Below are 24,677 nucleotides of genomic sequence, written 5' to 3' on the forward strand. Positions count from 1 at the left end.
GTCAGAAGATGGAGGTATGCAAGAGCATAAAAAATCAAAACTTTCCCTTTGCTTTTCTTTGAATTCTATTATCATATAGTAAATGAAGAACTCAATGAACTTCTAGCTTCCGCCTTCCAGCCAAATTTCAAAATCATGTTAAATCTTGGTAAGTTTCGCGAATTTTAAGATAAGATTTTTTTCGCCTTCATGCTGGAAAAAAACTTTAGCCTTGATATTCTGAGGATCTGTTCCATCAAGGAAAGTGACTTCACCAATCCCGAATCTGTCATGACGAACTCTGTCTCCCACAATAATATCCTGCGAAGAAGCTCCGCTTGGATTGATAATTTTTGCGGTTCCGACGGGTTTTAATTTTCTAGGTTCTGCAATCGGTTTAGAGTTTTCACCTCTTTCAATGGTCTTCTTTTCTACTTTTTTGAAGCTTCTCATTTCGGAAGGATGTTCGTCGAAAATATTAGACTTAACTCCTGAATTGTTAATAAAACGCTTCTCAATTGCAGGATTTACAAATTCAATATATTGTTCATCAATTTCACTTAAAAATCTTGAGGGCTCTGCATCCGTAATTTTTCCCCACTGAAAACGAGAAACAGCATAAGAGAAAAAGACCTGTTTTTCAGCTCTCGTTAAAGCCACATAGAACAAACGTCTTTCTTCTTCCAAATCTTCTCTGGTTGTGGAACTCATGAAACTCGGGAAAAGATTTTCTTCCAAACCAACTAGATTCACAACCGGAAACTCAAGCCCTTTTGAAAGGTGAATCGTCATTAAAGAAACCATATCATCTTCGTCATCTTTCTTCTGAGTATCTGCAGAAAGTGCGATGTTTTCAAGGAAATTCGGTAAACTTGGGTCTCCATCTTCCAGCTGCATCTGTTCTTCAATGAAACCCTGCATAGAGTTCATCAATTCCTGAACGTTTTCAACACGGGAAATACCTTCCGGCGTCTGGTCGTCTTTTAAAAATTTGATTAAACCACTTCGCTTTGCCACTTCCATCGCTACATTATAAGCCGTTTCAGTTTTTAATAATACCTGAAACGCTTTAATCATCGACCAGAAATCATTCAATTTATTTAAAACTCCATTATTAAAACCTAACTGTGGAGCGTAAATTGGAAGGCTATCCAATACTTTAGAAACTGGTAGGTTTTGAGAATCTGCAAAAACAATCAGTTTATTCTGCGTTGTCTCACCAATTCCTCTTGTAGGATAATTAATGATCCTCATTAAAGCTTCAGAATCATTTTCGTTCACCAAAAGACGCAGGTATCCGATTAAATCTTTAACCTCTTTTCTTTGGTAAAAAGATAAACCTCCATACACTTTGTACGGAATATTTTTACGTCTCAACGCATCTTCAAAAGCACGAGTCTGAGAGTTTGTTCTGTATAAAATTGCAAAATCGCTGTACTTTCTCTGCTCACGATTTCTGATTTCCCAAATATTTCCGGCAACGAAATTGGCTTCATCTGCATCAGACATTGAGCGATATACCTTTATCTTTTCGCCTTCTTCATTTTCACTGAAAACATTTTTCTTAAACTGCTGAAGGTTTTTGGCGATTACTACATTGGCTGCGTTTACGATATTCTGTGTAGAACGGTAGTTTTGCTCCAGCGAAACCGTAACAGCATCAGGATAATCTTTTTTAAAGTTGAGGATATTATAAATATTTGCGCCACGGAAAGAGTAAATGGACTGTGCATCGTCTCCTACCACACAAATATTTTCGAATTTTGAAGCTAATGCTTTTACAATTAAATACTGCGAGTGGTTCGTATCCTGGTACTCATCTACCAAAATATATCTGAATCTGTCCTGATATTTGGCTAAAACTTCCGGAAAACGCGTCAGTAATTCATTGGTTTTCAACAACAGATCATCAAAATCCATGGAACCGTTTTTGAAACACTGCTCAACATATTTTTGATAAATCTGTCCGATGAATTTCATATTGGCTTTTTCATCAGCTTCCATTAATTCGGGATTGTTGTAATACGCTTTTACCGTGATCAGATTATTTTTATAAGTCGAAATTCTTGCCTGAACTTTTTTAGGTTTATACAAATCAGCATCAATATTCATGTCTTTCAACACTTTTTTGATGACATTCAAAGCATCCTGCTGATCGTAAATGGTAAAATTGGAAGGATAGCCTAAATAATGCGCCTCACTTCTCAGAATTCTTGCAAAGACAGAGTGAAAAGTTCCCATCCAAAGGCTTCTTGCATTGCTTTGCCCTACCACTTTTGCAATACGTTCCTTCATTTCTTTTGCTGCCTTGTTGGTAAAGGTAAGTGCCAGAATATTGAAAGGGTCGATACCGTTTGTAATTAAATGAGCAATACGCATCGTTAAAACACGTGTTTTCCCGGAACCGGCTCCCGCAAGCACCATTAATGGCCCCTGTAATGTGGTAACGGCTTCAAATTGTGATTCATTCAGTCCTTTCAAGTAATCCTCCATGCTGCAAAAAAAAATTTAGGAACACAAAATTAGTGTATTCTATGGAGAATTCAAATTTTAGATGTCGATAGAAAATTTATACTCATCATTCAACTAAGATTTAGGAATAAAAAAACATCAATTCTGTGTAACAAATAATACATTATTCACACTAATTAGCAAACAATTTCTATTTTATGAAAAAACGACTTATTTCTGCTGCTGCAGTTGCTTTCTTCGGAATGGCTTTGAATGCTCAGCAAATCAAATTCGAAGAATATGATCTTCCAAACGGGTTACACGTAATTCTTCATCAGGACAATTCTGCGCCGGTAGTTACTACAGGAGTAATGTACCACGTTGGAGCAAAGGATGAAGTAAAAGGAAGAACAGGTTTTGCTCACTTCTTTGAGCACCTTTTATTTGAAGGAACTCCGAACATCAAAAGAGGTGATTGGTTTAAAATCGTTTCATCAAACGGAGGACAAAACAATGCCAATACAACGAACGATAGAACATATTATTACGAAACTTTTCCTTCCAACAACGAGCAATTAGGACTTTGGATGGAATCTGAAAGAATGCGTCATGCGGTAATCAATCAAATTGGTGTAGATACGCAGAGAGAGGTTGTAAAAGAAGAAAAAAGATTGAGAATGGATAACCAGCCTTATGGTAATTTATTCTCCACAATTCAGAAAAATTTATTCACGAATCATCCATACAACTGGCCTACGATTGGGTCTATGGAAGATTTGAACTCAGCAAAATTAGACGAGTTTCAAGCTTTCTACAAAAAATTCTATGTTCCGAACAACGCTACTTTAGTAGTTGCGGGAGATATTAAACCGGAGCAGACCAAAAAATGGATTCAGGATTATTACGGAGCTATTCCTAAAGGCACAGTTTATCCAAAAGATTTCCCTAAAGATGCGCCTATTACTCAGGAAAAAGAAGTGACGGCTACAGACCCGAATATTCAGCTTCCTGCGTATATTTTCGCTTACAGAACTCCAGGAAACAAAGAAAAAGATGCTTATATTTTAGATATGCTTTCTACGTATTTAAGCAGCGGAAAATCTTCAGTTTTATATAAAAAATTGGTAGATCAGGAGAAAAAAGCACTGGAAGTAGCTGCTTTCAACCAAGGTCTTGAAGATTACGGTATTTTTGCATTCTTTGCCATCCCGATGGGGCAAACATCAAAACAAACACTTCAAACAGATATTGATGCTGAAATTAAAAAGCTTCAGACGACTTTAATTTCTCAGGACGATTATCAAAAGCTTCAAAATAAATTTGAAAACCAGTTTGTAAACGCCAATTCCAGCATTCAGGGAATCGCGGCTTCATTGGCTACCAACCACGTATTGATGGGCGATACCAACCTTATCAACAAAGAAATAGACATCTACAGATCGATCACCAGAGAAGATCTTCAAAATGCGGCTAAAAAATATCTTAATCCTAACCAAAGAGTAATCATTAACTACGTTCCTGAAAAGAAGTAATTTCTGAATTTTAGGTTGAATAATGATTATCAAAAACAATTTTTTACAAATGAAAAAACAATTAACATATATAGCTGCAGCATTTTTCTTTACCGGAATGATCTCTGCACAAAAAATAGATATTAATGCAATGCCGAAAGCGGGACCAACCCCAGCGATTAACATTGCGAAACCAAAAACTTTCCAGCTAAGCAACGGCCTTACGGTAATGGTTGTAGAAAACAACAAATTGCCAAGAGTAAGTGCTACCCTTACAATGGACAGAGCTCCTTATCATGAAGGAAATGTAACGGGGGTTAGCCAAATCATGGCAGAACAGTTCGAAAACGGAACGACCAACATGAGCAAAGATGCTTTCAACAGTAAGGTTGATTATTTGGGAGCGAACCTAAATTTCAGCTCCGGAGGTGCTTTTGCTAATTCACTTTCAAAATATTTCCCTGAGGTATTAAATTTAATGGCTGATGCGATTGCTAATCCTAAATTTTCTGCTGAAGAAATTCAAAATTCTAAAGAAAGAGCCATTGAAGGCTTAAAAACCAATGAAAAAAGTGCGTCTGCCATTGCTTCAAGAGTTTCTAATGCTTTGATGTACGGAAAAAATACAGCAAGAGGTGAGTTTGAAACGGTTGAATCGATCAACAAAATTCAGTTAGCCGATGTTCAAAATATTTACAAAAAATATTACGCTCCAGACAATGCTTATTTAGTAATTGTTGGAGATGTAAAGTTTGACCAGGTAAAACCATTGGTTGAAAAAGCATTTAACGGATGGAAAAAGGCAAACACACCAGCTACTCAGCTTGAGCCGGCTTCTAATGTTGCTAAAACTGAAATTAATGTAGTTGACGTTCCTTCTGCGGTACAATCTGTTGTTTCATTAAACAACCTGAACACGCTTAAAATGAAAGACGCCAATTACTTCCCTGCAACAATCGCCAACTACATTCTTGGAGGTGGTGGTGAAGCTAGACTTTTCATGAATCTTCGTGAGAAAAATGGCTTTACTTATGGTGCTTACTCAAGCATGACAGCGAGCAAATATTCTCCGGAATTCTCTGCTGAAGCAAGTGTAAGAAACGAAGTGACGGATAAAGCTGTAAAGGAATTCATGAATGAATTGAATGCAATTTCTACAGTAAAACCTGAAGAATTGGCAAATGCAAAAGCTAAACTGAAAGGTGCTTTCATCATGTCTTTAGAAAAACCTGAAAACATTGCAAGATTTGCTTTAAACCAAAAAGTTCAGGATTTACCTTCTGATTTCTATACAAACTATTTGAAATCTATTGATAAAGTAACTTCTGCAGATGTAACCAACGCTGTAAAAGCGACTATTTTACCAAACCAAAGCAGAATTTTCATCGCTGGTAAAGCATCTGATATTTCTGAAGGATTGGAAAAACTAGGTTATCCTGTAAAATATTATGATAAAGATGCGAATCCTGTAGCAAAACCAACAGCTCAAAAAGTAGATGCTAATGTAACGTTAGGTTCTGTTGCTGATAAATACATCAACGCTATCGGAGGTGCTGCAGCAGTTCAGAAAATCACTTCTATTTCTACCGAAGCAACAACTAAAGTTCAGGGAATGGATATGGCGATGAAAATGACTCAGGCTAAAGGAGGAAAGATGGCGATGAACATCAGCATGATGGGCAACACAATCCAGAAAATTGTTTTTGACGGAAAAGACGGTTATATGGAAGCTCAGGGACAAAAGAAAACGCTTGACGATAAGCAAAAAGCTGAAATGTCTAAAGAAACAGAACTTTTCCCAGAATTAGGTTTTGCTAAAAATTCTACATTGAAACTAGGAGGAATCGAAAAGTACAACAATGAAGATTCTTACGTAGTGAAAGGTGATAAAGTAACTTATTATTACAGTGTAGCTACAGGTTTGAAAACGGGTGAAGTAAAAGCTGGCGAAGGAGGTTCTATCCCTACAAGCTATGCAGATTACAAAGATGTTTCCGGTGTTAAACTTCCATTTACAATCATCCAGAATATGGGTGGAATGGATATTAATCTAGCCGTAAAATCTTACGTTTTAAACCAGGCTAAAGATTCTGATTTTAAATAAGAACAGCCTTATTTTATATAAAAAACGGCAACAATTGTTGTCGTTTTTATTTTTACCACAATCTTTTTTTGCTATTCGGTAAAAAAAGATTAAATTTGCCCATTCAAAAAGATATCAAAATTAATGGATACTATATTTACACTATTGATGGTTCTTATTATGATCGCCAGCATTTTACTGGTAATCGTTGTTATGGCTCAAAACCCAAAAGGTGGAGGTCTTTCAAGTACTTTTGGAGGTGCATCTTCTGCACAGTTCGGAGTACAAAGAACCAATGATTTCATGGAAAAAGCAACATGGACTCTAGGAGGAACAATTATCGTTCTTATTCTTTTAAGTGTTGTAATCACCGGAAAACCATCAGTTGCAGCTCCTTCAGCACCTCAACCTGTAAAAACGGAAGCTCCTGCAAAATCTACTGCTCCAGCTTCTACAACGACTCCGGCTCAAACTCCGGCAGCTCCAGCTAAATAAATAATAAAATATTATATACAAAAAAGCAACTCGTTTGAGTTGCTTTTGTTTTTTATCTTCTATCCTCTATCCTTTCACAAAAGAATTCCAATATTCATTTTGATCTTTCATAAATAAACATTCTATAAAAGAATCTAAGGACATCATATATAATGTTTTTTCATCCATCTTTTCAAATTCTGAATTAAAAAAAGACTGATCGAGTTGTAAATTTTCCCTGTTGATCACTAAAATATTTTTAGGATTATAAAAAGGATAATTTTTAATATCAACATTAGTTGTTACTAATTTTCTTCCGGATGCCAAAACCTCAAAAGTACGTATGGTTAAACCATTCTGAAAAGGTTTATTGATATCAAGCACCGATTTTGTTTTCTTATAATAATCAATAATTTGCTGATGGCTTAATTTATCAAAGCTAAGTTTTTTATTATCGAATTGTTTTAGATTTTTATCCATTAATTTTCTCAATCTAAAAGCAATTCTGCCCAGCGCATAGTAATAGAAAAATGATCTTAATTTTAATTGATTAGCAATCGTTTTCACTTTTTCACCAACAATATATCTATCTGTATGGGCACTCCCGATAAAAATAATATCATATTCCGAAGATTGAGTATTTTGATTTAAATTTTTATACTCATCAAGATAAAATAATGGTCTGAAACTTAAATTATAGGTTACCGAATCATTTCTTTCAAAAGTAAACTTTTTATCGAAATACTTTAAGTTAGAAATAAGTGTAGGATACTCTTTTAAAGGATCAAAATTATAATACACCATTTCCATTTCAGGATTAAGTGCCTTTATTTTTTCAAGAAAATAAGTGGGAACAGCTTCCCCCTTTATTAAAAGAAAATAATCATATTTCTTATGCTGAATATCATTGATAATTTTAGCATAATAATGATTAATAACCGATTGATAAAGATTTTTATTAAAACGAATGATTCCTTTTGTAAAATTAGAATTAGAAGGTCTTTCATCATAAAAATCTATCTCAGCGCCAAGCTCAGAAAGTCTTTTGGCAATCGCTTTTTCGTACTGAAAAAAACTTACTGCTAAAAAAAGAATCTTTTTACCTTTGAGATTTATCATTTCAAAAGACCTTTACGTTTCATTTCTTCAAGTGATTCCTGAAGTTTTACATCCTGAATATCCTGTTGTAAAACCCAATTGGTAAATCTGGAAAGTCCTTCTTCCAGAGATATTTTAGGTTCAAAATTTAATTTTGACTGAATCTTACTGATGTCTGCAAAATTATGTCTGATATCTCCAATTCTGAACTGCCCGGAAATAGTAATTCCAACGTTCTTTTTATAAAGTTTACGCAGATATTCTGCAATTTCAATAACTGTTGTTTGAACACCGGTTCCTACATTGAAAACCTCATCATTTGCGGCTTCATTTTCAATTGATTTTATGATCGCATCTACAGCATCGTCTACATGAATAAAGTCTCGCGATTCTTTTCCGTCTTCAAAAACATTAATATCATTATCATTAAGAATTTGTGATGAAAAGATAGAAAGAATACCTGTGTAAGGGTTTAAAAGAGATTGCCCTTCGCCATATACATTTTGAAATCTCAACGAAACAGCTGCAATCCCGATGGACGAACAAGCTGTCATCACCATTTGCTCTTGGCTTTGCTTAGTAATCCCGTAGATAGATACCGGATGAATTTTCGAATCTTCATCGGTTGGAAGGGAAGAAAGTAATTCTCCATCAGCAGATCTCATCTCGAAATCTCCAATTTCCATATCTTTTGCTTTTCTGGAATTTGGAAAAACTTCACCTAATACAGGATGTCTATATTTTCCTTCACCATAGATTGCTCTTGAAGATGCTACAACAATTTTTTTCACAGAATTGGGTTCATTTACAAGAATATCAAGCATTTTAGAAGTTCCCGAAACATTCACTTCGGTATATCTTTCTATTCGGTACATAGATTGGCCCGTTCCTGTTTCTGCAGCCAAATGAATAATTACATCCTGATTTTCAATAGCTTTTCGCCAATCATCAGCATGAATAACATCACCTTTTATAAAATTAACCTTATCCTTGATACTTTTAAACAAAGGGGAAGTTATGTCCGGATATTCACCATGAATTTGTGGAGACAGATTATCTAAAACCGTTATTTCGTAGCCTTTATTTTTCAACTCTAAAGAAAGCTTACTCCCGATAAAACCCGCTCCTCCTGTGATAAGTACTTTCATTATTAGTTTTTCTTTGTGTTTAAATTATAACAAAATTGTCTGAACAACAAAAGTAGATATTTTGCCTTGTAAAAAAAATGATAAAAAGTATATTGAGGTAAACTTAAATATTTCAAAGCGTACATTTCTTTCAAATTTCGTTTATAACCATTCTTCATTTCTTTTAAATTGGCTGACAAACCAGAAACGCCAAAAGTTCGTTTTCCGCCACCTGCAATCACCAAACTTTCATCCAAAATATACATTTTATTATTTCTGGAAATTTTCATCCAATAGTTTACATCTTCAGCATATCGTTGATCATCATTGAAAAAACCTGTATTTGCTATAACTTTTCGTTTAAAAATTACAGTAGAAGGCTGGGCTTCATTTCTTATCAATAATTTACTAAACGTTATTTCTGCCAAATTATTAACAACTTCGTAAGGTAAAAGTATTTTATGATTATTTCTTCTTGACGCTAAAAAATCAATGTCTAAATTTTTATTATTTAAATAATTTAATTGTTTTTCTATTTTATCTGAATGCCATTCATCATCAGAATCCAGTAAAGCTACAAGTTCACCTTTTGAATGTTTCAAACCTATATTTCTTGCCTTAGAAACACCTCCATTTTCCTGATTGATTAATTGTAAATTCATTTCAGGATTTTCTTTCACGTATGTTTTTACAATATTTTCACTTTCATCTGAAGAACCGTCATTAACAACAATCACTTCAAATTCATTCACACCAATTGTCTGCGCTTTAATAGAATTTAAAGCATTTACAATTGTTCTTTCGGCATTATATATCGGAATAATTACGGAAATCATTTGTTATGTTTGAGGTTTTTGACTTTTAAAAAACGTCAACCCCATTGCAATAATCATAAATGGCATTGACATATTGAAAAAACTGAGATCAAAATTAGAATTAATTATCAAATCATCATATCCCAGAATTATCATAAAGTATAAAAAGGGTAACAAAATACAAATAAACAACAACCCTCCTCCCCACAAAATAATATGCTGAAAAGATTTTACTTTAAAAGATAAAATAATGGCTATTATGATGTAAAATACACTTATTATCATCGGTTGTTTTCCTCCTTGCAGAATAAACGGATTATGTTTTATCATTAAATCGAAGCTATCTGCCTGATGAAAAAACAAGTATAAAACTCCAGAAATAGTAATTAATAAACTTGTGATAAATAGAAGTTTATCTTTAACAGAAAATTTAAAAAAAGGTTTAAATAAGAGAAATATCAACGGAATTATTACTGAAAAACGGGTCAAAATCATCAATGAAGTTAATATAGCAACCGTACTTATTTTAAAATTTTTCTTTTCAATAAAATTTTTCCAGATCAAATAGATAAAACCAACGAGAATAATAAAATTTGAAAATAAGTCACTCTTCGTATAGATTTCCCACAAATAACTTGGAGAAATAGTCAGTAAAATTAAAATGACCAACCTCTGTTTATATTCCTTAAAAATTTTAAAGATTAAATAAGAAAGTAAGAGAAAACAAAAAGACTGTAAGTAACCAACACTTCCAAAAAGAAGATAAAAAGGCATTCCGAGAATAATCAAAAAAGGTAAATTAGAAGATTCTCTTCCCATATAATCCTTGACTGCATAAGGATATTCATTATTAAAAATAGCCCTGATCCCGATTTCCATAGCGTCCCATCGATCGACATTCAGAGATTTTCCGTCTATAAAATAATTGATACCAACACTCCCAATAAAAAAAACACTCAGTAAAATCCAAAATAAAATTTTATAAACAGACTCTTTGCAATTGATCTTATTATAAAAGTTGACAATAGCCAAAATACCAATAAAAAAGGCAGTCAGTATAGGAATATTATACTTTTCACCATATTTCAAAATAAAAAAAGTATTGATAAAAAGATAAATTATAAAAGGATAATATTTACCTAAATTATTTAAAATATGATGGGATGAAATCTTCAAAATAATCGTTATTAGTTTAATTCAAAATTATCACGCACCACTTTCACTATACGGCAACCTATTAACAATCGATCTTCCCAACGAAACCTCATCCGCATACTCCAATTCATCGCCTACAGAAATTCCTCTTGCAATACTTGAAAAATTTACGTTAAAACTCTTGAATTTCTTATAAATATAATAAGCTGTAGTATCTCCTTCCATCGTTGCACTGAGAGCAAAAATGAGTTCTTTTACCCTTCCGCTGTTTAATTTTTTTTCAATACTCGGTATATTCAACTGGTGAGGTCCGATTCCTTCCATAGGCGAAATTTTACCGCCAAGAATAAGATATTTTCCGGTATATTTTCCGGTATTTTCGATTGCAATTACATCACGAACATCCTCTACGATGCAGATTACCTCGTCATTTCTTTTATCATTACTACAAATCTCACAAATTTCAAAATCTGAGAAATTATGGCATTCTTTGCAATATTTTATTTCATTTACAAGATTGATCAGAGAATTTCCCAAGCTCGTCGCGCGGGAATTAGGCTGTTTCAATAAATGCAATGCTAAACGTAAAGCCGTTTTTCTGCCAATTCCGGGTAATCCGGAAATTTCATCCACTGCTTTTGCCAAAACTTTACTTGGGTAATCCATCAGACAAAAATAGTGATTATTGTTGATAATTCTAAGGTGATAGTTTTCAGTTTAAATTAACAAATTAAAAAGAATTTCACATCAAAAAAGACATATTTATCCCTTTTTCAGGCTTCTTATCTTAAATTAAAAATATTATCTTTGGAAAACTAAATATTAACTTGAAAAAATAAACAATGGTACTTAACAATCTAAACTACCCGTTAGATTTCAAATTCAAAATTTCCACATTAGCAAGTGATTTCAACATCACAGATAAAAACGGAAATTACGTGGCTTACGTTCGTCAGAAAATGTTTAAACTAAAAGAAGACGTTATCGTTTTCAATGACGAAAGCAAATCGAAAGAACTTTTCAGAATCAGAGCCAATAAATGGATCGATTTTAATGCTTCTTATTCTTTAAACGAAGTACAGACAGGAAAAAGCTACGGAAGATTGGCAAGAAAAGGAATGCGTTCTATCTGGAAAGCAAGCTACGATATTTTGGATGCCGCCGATCAGCCAAAATTCAAAATTCAGGAAGACAATGCCTGGGTAAGATTTTTTGACGGAATGGTAGGTGAAATCCCAATTATCGGGATGTTTACAGGATATTTCCTAAATCCTTCTTACACAATTACAGGAATGGATGGAAAAGCTTATTTTAAACTAAAAAAAATGCCGTCTTTCTTTGGAAGAAGATTTCAGCTTGACAGATTAATTGATATTGATGATGAAGACGAAAGTATCGTCATTCTTTCATTATTGATGATGACTCTCTTGGAAAGAGCAAGAGGATAAATAAAATAAACCACAAACAATGAAATACGTAATCATTTTCATTTCGGCGTTCTTATTAGTCGCCTGTAAAAAAGACAAAGAAGCCACTTTGGGATCTGCAGTTTCAGATTCAGTAAAAGTAGTTCAGGATTCTGCCAATGTAAAAAACTCTTCCGAAAAAATTTTAGTTGAAACTTTTGATTTTCCGACTGAAATTAAAGAATGTTCTTGCTATTTCGCCAGAAATAAAGCTGATTTTGAAAACGAAAAATACATTTATGCAGACGATGCAGGAAAAACAGCTTATATGAAATTGGACGGTAAAAGATTGGTAATGAATCTGATCTCATCCAGCGACATGGAAGTTGATGAAGTCTTAACAAAAGAAATTGAAAATGAAGACTATAAAATCTCTGTAAAAGGCAGGAAAATAAAGGGTGAAGAAGCTTTATTATTTGAAGGTACACTTACCATCGAAAAACCTGATGGCACAGTGGAAACAATGCCTATTTACGGCGAATGTGGTTGTTAAATTAAGTAAAGAAACGGAAAAAATTAAGCTAATTCGCTTTAAACCGTTTTATCATAACAAAAAAGAGTGCTTCTGTTTACGGAAGCATTTTTTATTTCGTAATTTTGAGAAAAATAAAAATTTCATGGAGCTATCTAATATAGAACCGCAAATAATCTGGAAGAATTTTTCCAAGTTAAATGCTGTTCCGAGACCATCAAAAAAAGAAGAAAAAGTAATTGCTTTCATCAAAGAATTCGGTGAAAATCTAGGATTGGAAACTACGGTAGATGAAGTAGGAAACGTAATTATTAAAAAACCAGCTACTGCGGGAATGGAAAACCGTAAATCGATTGTGATGCAATCGCATTTAGATATGGTTTGCCAGAAAAACAATGATGTAAATTTTGATTTTGAAACAGAAGGAATTAAAATGGAAGTTGATGGCGACTGGGTAAAGGCAAAAGGAACCACTTTGGGCGCAGATAACGGTTTGGGCGTTGCTACGATCATGTCAATCTTAGAAAGTTCAGACATTCCTCATCCAGATTTGGAGGCACTTTTCACTATTGATGAAGAAACGGGAATGACAGGAGCTTTAGGTTTAAAACCTGGACAATTAACTGGTCAAATTTTGTTAAATCTTGACACCGAAGAAGATGATGAAATCGATATCGGTTGTGCAGGTGGAATTGATGTTACGATTTCTCAAAACTACGAAACAGAAGCTGCTAACGGACAAGTTGTAAGATTTGAAGTGAAAGGTCTTCAAGGTGGACACTCCGGAATGGATATCCACAAAGGTTTCGGAAATGCGAATGTAATCTTAGGAAGACTTCTTTATAAAGCATTGGAAAAAGAAAACATCCAACTAATTTCTATTGACGGAGGTGGATTGAGAAACGCGATTCCGAGAGAAGGTGTTGCTATTGCTTCTGTGAGAAATGCTCAGGAATTTATCGAAGAAGTGACTAATAGTCTTAAAAAGGAAATTTTAGAAGAATTTGCAAGCGTAGAGCCAAATCTTCAAATCAATATTGAAAATGCAACGTCTTCTGATAAAGCTATTTCTGAAGCAGATTCAAAGAAAATTATTTTGACGTTAAAATCTCTTCACAATGGGGTTTACAGAATGAGCCCGGATGTAAAAGATTTGGTAGAATCTTCAAATAATGTTGCAAGAGTTGAATTAAAAGAAGGTGGTTTGAAAATTTTAAATCTTTCAAGATCATCGGTAGATTCATCAAAAGATTCAGTTGCGGAACAATTGAAATCTGTTGCAGAATTGGCTGGAATGAATACAGTTTTCAGTGGTTCCTATCCAGGTTGGAAACCAAAACCAGGTTCTGAAATTGTTCAGCTGATGGAGAAAATCTACACTGAAAAGTTTAACGAAAAACCTAATGTTGTAGCTTGTCACGCAGGTTTAGAATGTGGAATCATCGGAGCGAATTATCCTGAAATGGAAATGGTAAGTTTCGGACCAACGATTCGTGGAGCGCACTCTCCGGATGAAAAAGCGAATATTTCTTCCACTCAGAAATTCTGGGCATTTACGAAAGATATTTTAGCAAATATTCCTCAAAAATAAAATTGTAAAATTGCTATATTGAATCTCCAAAGTCGTTTTGATTTTGGAGATTTTTAGCTTTAATCTAAATATATTTAATTCAATTGAAATAAAAATGCTTCGACCAGCTCAGCATGACATCTCTAATACAAATCGTTTTATTAAACGGTAAATTTATAGGGGTGTCATGCTGAGCTGGTCGAAGCATCCAAACAAAATGTAAAAATTTAACAATGAAAAGTATTACAGTATTCTGCGGATCAAGTTTTGGTTCGGACGAAATCTATAAAGAACAGGCAACTTTGTTGGGACAAACTTTAGCAAAGCAAAATATTCAATTGGTTTATGGAGGGGCGGCAACGGGCTTAATGGGGACTGTTGCTAACGGCGCTTTGAATGCCGGCGGAAAAGTAATTGGAGTTCTCCCCCATTTTTTACAATCAAAAGAAATTGCTCACAAACAGCTGACTGAATTGATTTTGGTTGAAACCATGCACGAAAGAAAAACCAAAATGCATGAACTTTGCGACGGTGTAATTGTTCTTCCTGGAGGTTACGGAACGTTGGAGGAGCTTTTCGAAATGATCACTTGGGCCCAACTCGGGCTTCATAAAAAACCAATCGCCGTTTTGAATATCAACGGATTTTATGAGGATTTGATTAAACTGATTCAAACGATGGTTGATAAAGGATTCTTAAAGCAGATTAATCGAGATATGCTGTTGATTAGTAATGATATTGATGAATTATTGAATATGATGAGGAATTATGAAGCTCCGACGGTTGGAAAGTGGATTTCGAAAAAGGAAATTTAAAATTACACAGTTTATCTAAAAATCATTAAATTTGATATAAAATATTAAAAATTATGAATTTAGAAGCACGTAAAATATCGCTTGTTCAAGAATTTTTAAGGATTGATAATGAAGAAATCATCAGTGCTTTGGAAAATGTACTGCACAAAATTAAGTCTGAAAATTTTGATGAAAGTTTAAAACCAATGTCTGTAGATCAATTTAATGATGAAATTGATAAAGCCATTGATGACGAAGCTAATGATAGAATAATTAATATAAAAGATTTAAAAAATAAGATCCAACAGTGGGATTAGATATCTTTTGGACTCAGCTCGCAGAGAATAAACTGTATGATATTTTTCAATATTATAAATTTAAGGCCGGAGCAAAAACTGCAAAGAAAATTATTAATAAAATTATTGATAAAACCTTAATTTTAGAAGAGAATTCTAAAGCTGGACAAGTTGAAGAATTGTTATCAGAACGGAAACATGAATTCAGATATTTAGTTTCAAGTAATTATAAAATAATTTATTACATAAACTTTGAAACAAATAAAATCATTATTGCCAATATTTTTGACAAAAGGCAAAATCCATCAAAATTAAAGGAAACATTATAAACAAAAAACTCCCGAAGAAAAATCTTCAGGAGTTTTATATTTTAAATTAAAAATTTTCTAAGGGTAAGGAGCAATTTCTACTTCAAGACCTTCCATTTCCATCACCATGTGCAATTGGCAACCCAATCTGCTGTTCTCTTTTACATGGAAAGCTTCAGCAAGCATTGCATCTTCTTCATCGCCCATTGGCTCAAGCCCTGGATCATTTATTACGTAAACCTGACAAGACGCGCACATTGCCATTCCTCCACACACTCCGATAGTTCCTTCTTCTGCCAATTCATACGAACGGATGATTTCCATTAAATTCATGGACATATCCGTAGGTGCTACCACATCATGAGTCACCCCTTCCCTATCGGTGATCTTTATATTTATATCGCTCATTTTTTGTTGATTGTTGATTTGTTTGTAGTTGATGGCATTTGTCATTCTTAACTACTCACCTTCAACCGCAACAAATTTAGTCAATTTTTTTCACAACTGCTTTCTCAGCCTCTTTTCTACTTCCGTCGAATCCGTCTACACCACTCACTGTTGTATATTTCAAAACGAATTTTTTACCCGGATTCAGTCTGTTATAAACACTCTGACACATTAAAGTCGCTTCGTGGAAACCACAAAGAATCAGTTTTAATTTCCCTGGATATGTATTGATATCACCGATAGCATAGATTCCATCGATGTTTGTTTGATAGTCTAAAGCGTTATTAACAACGATTGCGTTTTTCTCGATATTCAATCCCCAGTTTCCGATTTCTCCCAACTTTGGAGTTAAACCAAATAAAGGAATGAAATAATCTGTTTCCATATCATAAGGATCCTGACCGTCAATAGCAACCGTAATCGCTTCTACTTTACCATCACCTTTTACTCCAGTAACTTCAGCAGGCGTGATTAATTTAATTTTTCCCTGATTTTTAAGCTCCTGAACTTTTTCAACAGAATCCAAAGCACCACGGAATTCATTTCTTCGGTGAATCAACGTTACTTCACTTGCCACATTAGAAAGGAAAATACTCCAGTCAAGCGCAGAATCTCCACCTCCGGCGATCACCACTTTTTTATCTCTGAAATGCTCAGGCTCTTTTACAAAATATTCAAGACCTTTTTCTTCATAATCCGCTAGATTTTCGAAAGCCGGTTTTCTAGGTTCAAAAGTACCTAAACCACCTGCAATAGCGATCGCTTTACATCTGTGAACAGTTCCTTTATTAGTTACAACTTCAAACCATTCATCATCCACTTTGGTATAAGAAACAGCTGTTTCTCCCAATGTGAATCCCGGTTGAAACTGCTTGATCTGCTCCATTAAATTATCTACTAATTCTCCAGCATTTACCGATGGATAACCAGGGATATCAAAAATCGGCTTTTTAGGATACAATTCTGCCAATTGTCCTCCGGGTTGAGGAAGTGCATCAATAATATGGCATTTCATTTTTAGCAAACCTGCTTCAAAAACAGCAAACAATCCCGTTGGCCCAGCCCCAATAATCAATATATCTGTAGTTATCATAGTATAAAAGATAATTTAATAATATGTATGTCTGCAAATTTACTAATTTTAATGCGAAGCATATTTAATTCATTCTAAATAAAAACCTGAGATTTATCAAATATGTTTCGAAATCTTATTTGGCAACCTTTTTGTAACTGAGTAATCATGAAAAAAACTTCATTTTTTTTAGCAATATTTATATTTTGTCTGAGTTTTGGCCAGATTAATAATATTGCAGATGGCGAATCTCTGACTTTTAGGATCCATTATGGAATCTTAAATGCCGGAAGTGCCAATCTCACCGCTAGAAAAACCGTTTATAAAGGTATTCCGCATTTGTACGTAAAAGGAACCGGAGTAACCACAGGAGCTGTAAAAACATTCTTTAAAGTGGAGGATCTCTATGAAAGTTACATCAACATCAGTACAGAACTACCGAGTTTTTATGTGAGAAATGTACGGGAAGGCGGTTATACACAACATTACGAAACAACGTTTAATCATAGTAATAATACTTTAATTTTAACCGATAAAAAAAATCCGGCTAATGGTTCTAAGGTTTTAAAATCTGTAAAAGGTGTTCAGGATATGCTTTCCTGCTTTTATTATTTAAGAAGTAAAAGTGCTGCAGAATTGAGAATAGGAACCGTGATTAGTATGAATGTTTGGATTGATGATGAAATGTTTCCTTTTCAACTAAAGGTGGTGGGAACAGAAAATTTAAAGACAAAATTCGGAACGATTAATTGTTTAAAAATCACACCATCGGTACAAAGCGGAAGGGTTTTCAAGGAAAAAGAAGGCGTTACCATGTGGGTTTCTAATGATGCCAATCACGTTCCGATGTTGTTAAAAGCAGAATTGGCTGTGGGTTCTTTAAAAGCCAGTATTGATGATATTAAAAATGTGAAATATCCTTTAAAATTCATAAAATAAAAACATATCACTTGTTTGTTAGTGAAGAATGTCTGTAAAAATTTTTACAGACATTTTTTTATTTGATGTAATAGAATTCAATTCCCGATTGTCATAATTATATAAGACTCAATAACCAAGAAAAATCAAATATCATAAAAGCGAAACGCTATTTTTGAATGTTTTATTGTAGGCGCTTCGTGAGAAGTCGAAGCGTCTTTTTCAGAGACACTGTGTAAATTTTCAATACTCGTTTTTAATTACGTTTTGTTTCTAATGTCAGTAATTAAAAACTAAAACCTCCGATTAATTCGGAGGTTTGTTTTTGGAACTTTGTGAAATAATTTTCTTTCATCATTTGTGTTTTTTTATAACACCAAATCACTTTTAATTTTTTTAAATCATTAATGTCTGTCAAAACCAATGATTATTTTTTTCATCATATTGTTATTATAGAATTATCAATATGCGAACCAACTGTGCCAAAAATTTGTCGATTTACTTCGCCTTAGTTGTAGATATTCTTCGACAGATTTTATCTTGAAAGACAATAAAAAAAACCTTCGATAGATTTCGAAGGTTAAAGATTTTTCATCCGTTTTAGTGCGAAATAATTTTTTTTCGTCATTTGCTTATGTCAAAAACCAAATAACTTTTTTCTCTTTTGTCTGATACAAAAATACCAACATCGAAGATTATTTTCATTATAAAAGCTGTCGATATACTTCGCTGATCCCGTAGATATTTTTCTACAACTTACATTGATTTTTTCCACAAAAAAACCTTCGTGTCGACTCGAAGGTTTTACATTTTCATTTGTGTTTTTGTACGAAATAATTCTTTTTCATCATTTGTGTTTTTTATAACACCAAATCACTTTTAAATTTTTAAAATCATTAATGTCTGTCAAAACCAATGATTATTTTTTCATCATATTGTTATTATATAATTATCAATATGCGAACCAACCGTGCCAAAAATTTGTCGATTTACTTCGCTTGCATCGTAGATATTATTCGACAGATTTTTCATTGTTGAAAGACAAGAAAAAACCTCCGAAAAAATTCCGGAGGTTATATTTTTACCATTTTAATGTAATGGAAGACTTTTGATTTTTTCTCATCATTTGTGCTTTAGAGAAATCAAAAGTCCTTTGTTTATTCTTTTAATAGTTTTTACCCTTTGTGTTGATACAAAGATAGAAACAGAAGAATATATTCTCTAAATAAATGATGTAGATAAATGTCGTTTGCCTTGTAGATTTTTATCTATTTAAACTATTGACTGTTTCGGATGAGCTCGATAAGTTCTACGAGATTTTCTATTTCAAGCTTATCAAAAATCCTTCTTTTAATAGTACTTACAGTATTTTGTTTTACATCTAGCTTGCCTGCAATTTCAAGGTTTCCCAATCCTTCAGCATACATTTCTGCAATTTGTAATTCTCTTTCTGTTAATGATGATAAAGGATTTACCATATTAGGATTTTTCATTGAATTTACCAGCAAAGCCTGCGTTGTAGTAGAAATATATTCGCCATCGCTAATCATTTTCTTAATAGCATGCTCTATTACTTCTTCTTCATTCATTTTGCTGAGAAAACCATCAGCTCCGGCATTCAGATAACGCAGCGAATGTGTATTCTCATCAATTCCGGTAAAAATCAAGATTTTAATTTCCGGTTTTAGGGTTTTTATTTCGCCTAAAAAGCTTAAACTATTTCCATCCGGAAAGTGAGCGTCTATAATGGCAATATCAATCGGATTCTGCTTTACAGATTCTATGGCTTGTTGTAATGTTGATGCCTGAAAAATATTCTGAGCCAACTCCATATCTTCTAGTAAAAAGACAATGCCCTGTCTTATCAGACTATGATCGTCTGCAAGCAGGAAGTTGATTGATCTATTATCTAGTTGATTCATTTCTTACTATTTAAATTCACAGAAAAAGTAACCGTTGTGCCTTTTCCCAATTCGCTTTCCACAAAAATATTTCCTGAGTATAAAGCTACGATTTCTTTACATAAGCTCAACCCCAAACCAGCACCGAGATTTTCTACATCTTCCGATAAAACGCCTTGGTAATAGGGTTCAAATATTTTTTCTAGATCCGATTGAGAAATTCCGGCTCCGGTGTCATTTATTTTAGTTGTCATGGTTATTGTGTTATCATCAATCTTTTCCGTATTTACCGTTACGCTTATCTGTCCGTTTTCGGTAAATTTATTCGCGTTTCCAAGAATATTCATAAAAACCTGATTGATCTTCTTGTTATCAGAATAAACGGTAATATCCGGGTTTATATTTTCATTGATGACAAATTTATTGTTTCTCGTTTCAATATACGGCTCAATAGAGCTTAAAATCGAAGTAATTTCATTTTTAAGATTAAAATCTACAGGAATTAATTTATTTTCAACCGCCTGATTTTTGGTATATTCTAAAATCTGATTAGCCTGCATCAACAAAGTATCATTGGTAAAACTGATAGATTTAAGATATTCTTTAATTTTCTCATCATCCGTTTTTTTATTAATCCTATTAAGGAAAAGGCCAATTATTTTTAATGGCGATCTTAGTTCATGACTTAACATTCCTAAGATTCTGTTTTTAAAATTCAAATTTTCATTAATCTGTTTGTTGGCCGCATTCAATTGTTTTTCATAGACAAAAGCAATTCTTGTTAAAATCATAATTAAAACAGATACGATAAACATCAAAATCATAGCACCAAATATCAAATACGTTCTGATCTTGTTGTTTTTAGAATTTTGCGTCTCATATTCCTTCTCCAAATCCTGTTTAGATGCCTTGATCGAATTTTCATAAATCCCCATCAATCCGTTGCTATACATCAGAAGATTGCTGAACATTTTATAAAACTGATCATTCCCTTTTTGCTTCTCCTTTACATTCACCTGAATTTTTTTCACCTCACCGGAATAATGGTGATCTACGACATTTATAATGCTGTCCAGTTCTTTTTTAATTGTGGAAGCATCCAACTTTTTGCCCTGTTTTACGGTAATCACCGTGCTTTCCTTTCTTACACTTTCCTTCCCCGAAATAGCATCACCCAAACGTCCGAATAATCCTTTTTTCTTTATAGAATCTGTGTATGTTTTGGTCTCGACATCAAATTTATCTAAATTATAATCCAGATCATATTTTTTCAGCTGTGGCAAATCATTATTTATCTTAAAATTAGATTTTGTTGAATATTGATAAGTAGAATCAATCAACAACTTCAAATTTTTAAGTTCCAACGAATCTTTTTTCTGCGAAGCATTATTCTTCAATCTTGGATATTTCTGTTCAAAACGACTGATGCTATCCAAATTATTACCAAGCTTATTTAACGATTTAAAGTAAGAATCTAAATACGTATTATCTTCGCTTACCACATACTTTTGAAGAAAATCCTGAGCGTTCATAAGCTCTTTTCGGGAGTCATCCGTTAAATTCTCCAATAAGTGAATTTCTTTCAGCTGTTTTTCAATAAAAATTAAATTCTTTCTATTAACAAATTCATTATAAAAAAACGCCGCTATAATCAACTGTATTAATAAAATACATAATATAAGGGAATAATGAATAATTTTTCTAAATCTAAAATTCAATGACTTCAACATTTTCACTTGAGTTATCGTATAAAATTAATAAAAAAAATCCTGTAAAAATATTGTTTTACAGGATTTTGAATTTGTTTAAGTTTAAATTATATATTTACAACGTTTTAAACTGCTCTAAAGTTCTTACATCATTCTCAAAGAACATTCTGATGTCGCTCATTTGATAAAGAAGCATTACGATTCTTTCGATTCCCATTCCAAAAGCATATCCCGAATACTTTTCAGAATCGATATTTACGTTTTTCAAAACGGCAGGATCTACCATTCCGCAACCCATAATTTCTAACCAACCTGTTCCTTTCGTGATTCTGTAATCGGTCTCAGAGTTTAATCCCCAATACACATCAATCTCGGCACTTGGCTCTGTGAACGGGAAATAAGAAGGTCTTAATCTGATCTTAGATTTTCCGAAAAGCTCAGTTGTGAAGAACTGAATCGTTTGTTTTAAATCTGCAAAACTTACATTTTCATCAATATACAATCCCTCAATTTGATGGAAAATACAGTGCGAACGTGAAGAAACTGCTTCATTTCTGAAAACTCTTCCCGGAGATAAAATCCTGATTGGTGGCTGATTTTCCTCCATATATCTGATCTGTACCGACGAAGTATGCGTTCTCAACAAAATATCTGGGTTTTGCTCGATGAAGAAAGTATCCTGCATATCTCTTGCCGGGTGATATTCCGGAAGATTCAAAGCGGTGAAGTTGTGCCAGTCATCCTCAATTTCCGGTCCGTCTGCCACAGCAAATCCTATAGACTTGAAAATCTCAATGATTCTGTTTTTCACCAAATTAATTGGATGTCTAGAACCTAAATCCAACGGAAAAGCAGGTCTCGTAAGATCCTCTTTTTCAAGGATAATAGAAGATGCAGAAGCATTTTTTAAATCCTCCAATTTTACGTTAACAGCATTCTTCAGAGTATTGATTTTCTGTCCGAATTCTTTCTTCTGGTCGTTAGGTATTGATTTTAAGTTTTCATAAAAATCATTTAGAACACCTTTTTTACCATTGTACTTGATTCGGAAGTTTTCAATTTCCTCTTTAGATGTAGCATTAAAGCCATTTACCTCAACGAGTAATTCTTCTATCTTTTCTATCATTGTTTTACCCTTTCAAAATGTTTTGCAAAAATACGGTTTTTCGATGGAATAATTTTCCTATAATTAAAAAAATCTGCCCCTTATTCGGAGGCAGACTTCAATCACTTATTTCACTTAAATAAAAAAATTATTTTTTTTCTAAAGCTTTTACGCTGATCTGAAGAGTCACATCATCCTTGATAACCCCATTTTCGGCAGGTGCCTGAAACTTCACTCCAAACTCTTCTCGCTTAATATCTTTCGGCTCTGTAGCAATACTTACCACACCTTCCTTCACAGATACATTAGCCTTAAACTGAACAGGTTTTGTAATCCCTTTGATCGTTAAATTACCATCCAAAAGCGTGTTGTAATCACCTTCTGCAGACGGAGTAACTTTTGTAATTTCATAAGAAGCCGTCGGAAATTTTTCTACTTCAAAGAAATCACCACTTTTTAAATGACCATTCAATTTTCCTAATTGTTCAGCATTATCTTTTAAATCAACCGATGTAAGAGAATTCATATCAGCTACAAATTTTCCACTTTCAAGACCGCCTTCTTTTACGGTAACATCGCCACTTTCGAACTTAATCGTTCCGAAATGGCTTGTGCTTTCAGATTTAAAAATTTTATATCCCTTCCACTCTACTTTACTGTTTAAAGTATCCAATGTAAACTGGTTACCATCTTTAGTTGTCGTCACTTCATTACCATCAGTGGTCACAGGTTTTTCTTTATTACAAGAAACCATAACTGCAGCGGCAAAAAGTGCGGGAATTCCCAATGAAAACAGCTTTTTCTTCATGATTTTTAAATTTTTAATACTTCCGCTAATATAATAAAAAAAATCAATTTTTCCTAAAAACGATTCATTTCATTACATTTGTAATATGCTTTTAGAAATTAATAATTTACACTTTTCATACGCAAAGGAAAAACCTTTGTTTAATAATCTGAATCTAAAATTTGAAGGAGGAAAAATCATCGCATTGGCGGGAGAAAGCGGCTGCGGAAAGTCAACGTTGTTAAGTTTGATTTACGGACTTTTAGATTGGGAAAGTGGTGAAATTATTTTTGATGGCGTGAAGCTTTTAGGCCCGAAAGGAAACATTGTTCCCGGCGAATCTGAAATGAAATTTGTTGCCCAAAATTTCGATTTGATGCCCTATGCAACGGTAGCTGAAAATGTGGGGAAATTTATTTCTAATATTAATTTAGCCAAGAAAAAAGAAATCGTAGCCGAACTTCTTGAAGTGGTAGGATTAGAAGAATACGCCCATATTTTACCTAAATATTTAAGCGGCGGACAACAGCAAAGAGTTGCCATCGCGAGAGCGCTTTCCGTGCTTCCGAAATTATTGATTCTTGATGAACCTTTCAGCAATTTAGATTTTCCACGAAAAATTGAATTGCGCGAAAAATTATTCAGATATGTAAAACAAAACAATATTTCATTAATTATTTCTACCCATGAACTTCAAGATATTATTCCGTGGTTAGATCAGATTGTGGTGCTTCAGGAAGGAAGATTGATACAGAATGACAGTCCGCAAGAAACGTTCAAAAATCCTTACAATTCTTATGTTGCTAAACTTTTTGGCGAAGTGAATATTTTTAATGAAACTGAAATTGCAGATTTTCAACTTTCTAAATTTTCTTATTATCCGAAAGAGGTTAAAATTTCTGAAAATGGTTTTGAAGCCGAAGTTTTAGAAAGTCGATTTGCCGGAAATCATTATTGGAATAAACTAAAAGTAAAAAATAAAGAACTGGTGGTTTACACAGATATGAGAATTGAAAATTTTGTTACAATTTCCTTTGTTTAAACCTGAAATTTAATTGAATGACAGCTTACCTAGCCCTGATCGCAACATTTGTTTGAGCTCATTTTTGTAGTTTCGGCGAAGCGGCTCCGCCGCTTCG

Annotated in this window: 23 protein-coding genes; 11 read left to right on the plus strand and 12 right to left on the minus strand. The window is 33.4% G+C overall.

Annotated elements, in window-relative coordinates; translation table 11 throughout:
* Positions 1–138 precede the first annotated feature (138 nt).
* Positions 139–2,472 (minus strand): UvrD-helicase domain-containing protein, encoded by a 2,334-nt coding sequence (locus ABEG63_RS07040; RefSeq protein ID WP_267404921.1) that lies wholly within the window; start codon positions 2,470–2,472, stop codon positions 139–141.
* Positions 2,473–2,648: 176 nt separating this feature from the next.
* Here ABEG63_RS07040 and ABEG63_RS07045 point away from each other — a divergent pair, with 176 nt between their 5' ends.
* The 3 genes from ABEG63_RS07045 (at position 2,649) to secG (ending at position 6,519) form a co-directional block, all read left to right on the plus strand.
* Positions 2,649–3,962: a pitrilysin family protein gene (locus ABEG63_RS07045; protein ID WP_267404919.1), complete on the plus strand. Its 1,314-nt coding sequence runs from the start codon at positions 2,649–2,651 to the stop codon at positions 3,960–3,962.
* Positions 3,963–4,011: 49 nt separating this feature from the next.
* A complete protein-coding gene (locus tag ABEG63_RS07050) occupies positions 4,012–6,045 on the plus strand; it encodes a pitrilysin family protein (RefSeq protein WP_346583933.1) in 2,034 nt (677 codons plus the stop codon).
* Positions 6,046–6,168: 123 nt separating this feature from the next.
* Entirely contained in the window at positions 6,169–6,519 is a 351-nt protein-coding gene (secG, locus tag ABEG63_RS07055; protein ID WP_346583934.1) for a preprotein translocase subunit SecG, read from the plus strand.
* Between the two features lie 66 nt (positions 6,520–6,585).
* Here secG and ABEG63_RS07060 read toward each other — a convergent pair whose 3' ends face one another.
* From ABEG63_RS07060 to recR, 5 genes are read right to left on the minus strand one after another with little or no spacing between them, the layout of a single operon-like run.
* Positions 6,586–7,617, minus strand: a complete 1,032-nt coding sequence (locus tag ABEG63_RS07060) for a hypothetical protein (RefSeq protein WP_346583935.1) — start codon at positions 7,615–7,617, stop codon at positions 6,586–6,588.
* Complete coding sequence (locus ABEG63_RS07065; protein WP_346583936.1) at positions 7,614–8,744, minus strand: NAD-dependent epimerase/dehydratase family protein; 1,131 nt, start codon at positions 8,742–8,744, stop codon at positions 7,614–7,616. The genes ABEG63_RS07060 and ABEG63_RS07065 overlap by 4 nt, the downstream gene beginning before the upstream one ends.
* A 2-nt stretch (positions 8,745–8,746) precedes the next feature.
* The gene (locus tag ABEG63_RS07070) at positions 8,747–9,559 is read right to left on the minus strand and encodes a glycosyltransferase family A protein (RefSeq protein WP_267404913.1); all 813 of its coding nucleotides are present in this window, start codon (positions 9,557–9,559) and stop codon (positions 8,747–8,749) included.
* A 3-nt stretch (positions 9,560–9,562) separates the two neighbouring features.
* The gene (locus ABEG63_RS07075; RefSeq protein WP_346583937.1) at positions 9,563–10,714 is read right to left on the minus strand and encodes a hypothetical protein; all 1,152 of its coding nucleotides are present in this window, start codon (positions 10,712–10,714) and stop codon (positions 9,563–9,565) included.
* Positions 10,715–10,744: 30 nt separating this feature from the next.
* The gene (gene recR / locus ABEG63_RS07080; protein ID WP_346583938.1) at positions 10,745–11,359 is read right to left on the minus strand and encodes a recombination mediator RecR; all 615 of its coding nucleotides are present in this window, start codon (positions 11,357–11,359) and stop codon (positions 10,745–10,747) included.
* Positions 11,360–11,535: 176 nt separating this feature from the next.
* On the opposite strand from recR, the gene ABEG63_RS07085 reads away from it, so the two are divergent.
* The 6 genes from ABEG63_RS07085 to ABEG63_RS07110 all read left to right on the plus strand — a co-directional run bounded on the left by ABEG63_RS07085 (position 11,536) and on the right by ABEG63_RS07110 (position 15,620).
* Positions 11,536–12,141 (plus strand): hypothetical protein, encoded by a 606-nt coding sequence (locus tag ABEG63_RS07085; protein WP_346583939.1) that lies wholly within the window; start codon positions 11,536–11,538, stop codon positions 12,139–12,141.
* Positions 12,142–12,160: 19 nt separating this feature from the next.
* Entirely contained in the window at positions 12,161–12,652 is a 492-nt protein-coding gene (locus ABEG63_RS07090) for a hypothetical protein (RefSeq protein ID WP_346583940.1), read from the plus strand.
* Between the two features lie 124 nt (positions 12,653–12,776).
* Positions 12,777–14,222, plus strand: a complete 1,446-nt coding sequence (locus ABEG63_RS07095; protein WP_346583941.1) for an aminoacyl-histidine dipeptidase — start codon at positions 12,777–12,779, stop codon at positions 14,220–14,222.
* 212 nt (positions 14,223–14,434) lie between these two features.
* The gene (locus ABEG63_RS07100; RefSeq protein WP_346583942.1) at positions 14,435–15,016 is read left to right on the plus strand and encodes a TIGR00730 family Rossman fold protein; all 582 of its coding nucleotides are present in this window, start codon (positions 14,435–14,437) and stop codon (positions 15,014–15,016) included.
* 53 nt (positions 15,017–15,069) lie between these two features.
* Positions 15,070–15,312, plus strand: a complete 243-nt coding sequence (locus ABEG63_RS07105) for a hypothetical protein (protein WP_267404906.1) — start codon at positions 15,070–15,072, stop codon at positions 15,310–15,312.
* Complete coding sequence (locus tag ABEG63_RS07110) at positions 15,303–15,620, plus strand: type II toxin-antitoxin system RelE/ParE family toxin (RefSeq protein WP_346583943.1); 318 nt, start codon at positions 15,303–15,305, stop codon at positions 15,618–15,620. The genes ABEG63_RS07105 and ABEG63_RS07110 overlap by 10 nt, the downstream gene beginning before the upstream one ends.
* Positions 15,621–15,677: 57 nt before the next feature.
* Here the strand turns inward: ABEG63_RS07110 and ABEG63_RS07115 are convergent, their stop codons facing one another.
* Positions 15,678–16,007 carry a 2Fe-2S iron-sulfur cluster-binding protein gene (locus ABEG63_RS07115; protein WP_267404904.1) on the minus strand — a complete coding sequence of 110 codons (330 nt, stop codon included), beginning with the start codon at positions 16,005–16,007 and terminating at the stop codon, positions 15,678–15,680.
* 76 nt (positions 16,008–16,083) lie between these two features.
* Positions 16,084–17,139, minus strand: a complete 1,056-nt coding sequence (locus ABEG63_RS07120; protein ID WP_346583944.1) for an NAD(P)/FAD-dependent oxidoreductase — start codon at positions 17,137–17,139, stop codon at positions 16,084–16,086.
* 147 nt (positions 17,140–17,286) lie between these two features.
* Here ABEG63_RS07120 and ABEG63_RS07125 point away from each other — a divergent pair, with 147 nt between their 5' ends.
* Complete coding sequence (locus ABEG63_RS07125) at positions 17,287–18,057, plus strand: DUF3108 domain-containing protein (protein ID WP_346583945.1); 771 nt, start codon at positions 17,287–17,289, stop codon at positions 18,055–18,057.
* Positions 18,058–19,313: 1,256 nt separating this feature from the next.
* Here the strand turns inward: ABEG63_RS07125 and ABEG63_RS07130 are convergent.
* From ABEG63_RS07130 to ABEG63_RS07145, 4 genes are all read right to left on the minus strand, one after another.
* Positions 19,314–19,958 (minus strand): response regulator transcription factor, encoded by a 645-nt coding sequence (locus ABEG63_RS07130; RefSeq protein ID WP_267404901.1) that lies wholly within the window; start codon positions 19,956–19,958, stop codon positions 19,314–19,316.
* Positions 19,955–21,505, minus strand: coding sequence for a HAMP domain-containing sensor histidine kinase (locus tag ABEG63_RS07135; protein WP_346583946.1), 1,551 nt, complete (start codon positions 21,503–21,505; stop codon positions 19,955–19,957). Before ABEG63_RS07135 ends, ABEG63_RS07130 begins: the two co-directional genes overlap by 4 nt.
* A 256-nt stretch (positions 21,506–21,761) precedes the next feature.
* Positions 21,762–22,772 (minus strand): phenylalanine--tRNA ligase subunit alpha, encoded by a 1,011-nt coding sequence (gene pheS / locus ABEG63_RS07140; RefSeq protein ID WP_346583947.1) that lies wholly within the window; start codon positions 22,770–22,772, stop codon positions 21,762–21,764.
* Between the two features lie 127 nt (positions 22,773–22,899).
* Positions 22,900–23,559 (minus strand): YceI family protein, encoded by a 660-nt coding sequence (locus ABEG63_RS07145; RefSeq protein ID WP_346583948.1) that lies wholly within the window; start codon positions 23,557–23,559, stop codon positions 22,900–22,902.
* Positions 23,560–23,644: 85 nt separating this feature from the next.
* Here ABEG63_RS07145 and ABEG63_RS07150 point away from each other — a divergent pair, with 85 nt between their 5' ends.
* Positions 23,645–24,580, plus strand: coding sequence for an ABC transporter ATP-binding protein (locus ABEG63_RS07150; protein ID WP_346583949.1), 936 nt, complete (start codon positions 23,645–23,647; stop codon positions 24,578–24,580).
* Positions 24,581–24,677: the final 97 nt, after the last annotated feature.

The organism is Chryseobacterium sp. C39-AII1, from assembly GCF_039672645.1.
GTDB lineage: Bacteria > Bacteroidota > Bacteroidia > Flavobacteriales > Weeksellaceae > Chryseobacterium.

Bases quoted from the DNA above. Each gene is read 5' to 3' on its own strand.
- ABEG63_RS07040 (WP_267404921.1), bottom strand. From the start codon at position 2,472: ATGGAGGATTACTTGAAAGGACTGAATGAATCACAATTTGAAGCCGTT.
- ABEG63_RS07045 (WP_267404919.1), top strand. From the start codon at position 2,649: ATGAAAAAACGACTTATTTCTGCTGCTGCAGTTGCTTTCTTCGGAATG.
- ABEG63_RS07050 (WP_346583933.1), top strand. From the start codon at position 4,012: ATGAAAAAACAATTAACATATATAGCTGCAGCATTTTTCTTTACCGGA.
- secG (WP_346583934.1), top strand. From the start codon at position 6,169: ATGGATACTATATTTACACTATTGATGGTTCTTATTATGATCGCCAGC.
- ABEG63_RS07060 (WP_346583935.1), bottom strand. From the start codon at position 7,617: ATGATAAATCTCAAAGGTAAAAAGATTCTTTTTTTAGCAGTAAGTTTT.
- ABEG63_RS07065 (WP_346583936.1), bottom strand. From the start codon at position 8,744: ATGAAAGTACTTATCACAGGAGGAGCGGGTTTTATCGGGAGTAAGCTT.
- ABEG63_RS07070 (WP_267404913.1), bottom strand. From the start codon at position 9,559: ATGATTTCCGTAATTATTCCGATATATAATGCCGAAAGAACAATTGTA.
- recR (WP_346583938.1), bottom strand. From the start codon at position 11,359: ATGGATTACCCAAGTAAAGTTTTGGCAAAAGCAGTGGATGAAATTTCC.
- ABEG63_RS07085 (WP_346583939.1), top strand. From the start codon at position 11,536: ATGGTACTTAACAATCTAAACTACCCGTTAGATTTCAAATTCAAAATT.
- ABEG63_RS07090 (WP_346583940.1), top strand. From the start codon at position 12,161: ATGAAATACGTAATCATTTTCATTTCGGCGTTCTTATTAGTCGCCTGT.
- ABEG63_RS07095 (WP_346583941.1), top strand. From the start codon at position 12,777: ATGGAGCTATCTAATATAGAACCGCAAATAATCTGGAAGAATTTTTCC.
- ABEG63_RS07100 (WP_346583942.1), top strand. From the start codon at position 14,435: ATGAAAAGTATTACAGTATTCTGCGGATCAAGTTTTGGTTCGGACGAA.
- ABEG63_RS07105 (WP_267404906.1), top strand. From the start codon at position 15,070: ATGAATTTAGAAGCACGTAAAATATCGCTTGTTCAAGAATTTTTAAGG.
- ABEG63_RS07115 (WP_267404904.1), bottom strand. From the start codon at position 16,007: ATGAGCGATATAAATATAAAGATCACCGATAGGGAAGGGGTGACTCAT.
- ABEG63_RS07120 (WP_346583944.1), bottom strand. From the start codon at position 17,139: ATGATAACTACAGATATATTGATTATTGGGGCTGGGCCAACGGGATTG.
- ABEG63_RS07125 (WP_346583945.1), top strand. From the start codon at position 17,287: ATGAAAAAAACTTCATTTTTTTTAGCAATATTTATATTTTGTCTGAGT.
- ABEG63_RS07130 (WP_267404901.1), bottom strand. From the start codon at position 19,958: ATGAATCAACTAGATAATAGATCAATCAACTTCCTGCTTGCAGACGAT.
- pheS (WP_346583947.1), bottom strand. From the start codon at position 22,772: ATGATAGAAAAGATAGAAGAATTACTCGTTGAGGTAAATGGCTTTAAT.
- ABEG63_RS07145 (WP_346583948.1), bottom strand. From the start codon at position 23,559: ATGAAGAAAAAGCTGTTTTCATTGGGAATTCCCGCACTTTTTGCCGCT.
- ABEG63_RS07150 (WP_346583949.1), top strand. From the start codon at position 23,645: ATGCTTTTAGAAATTAATAATTTACACTTTTCATACGCAAAGGAAAAA.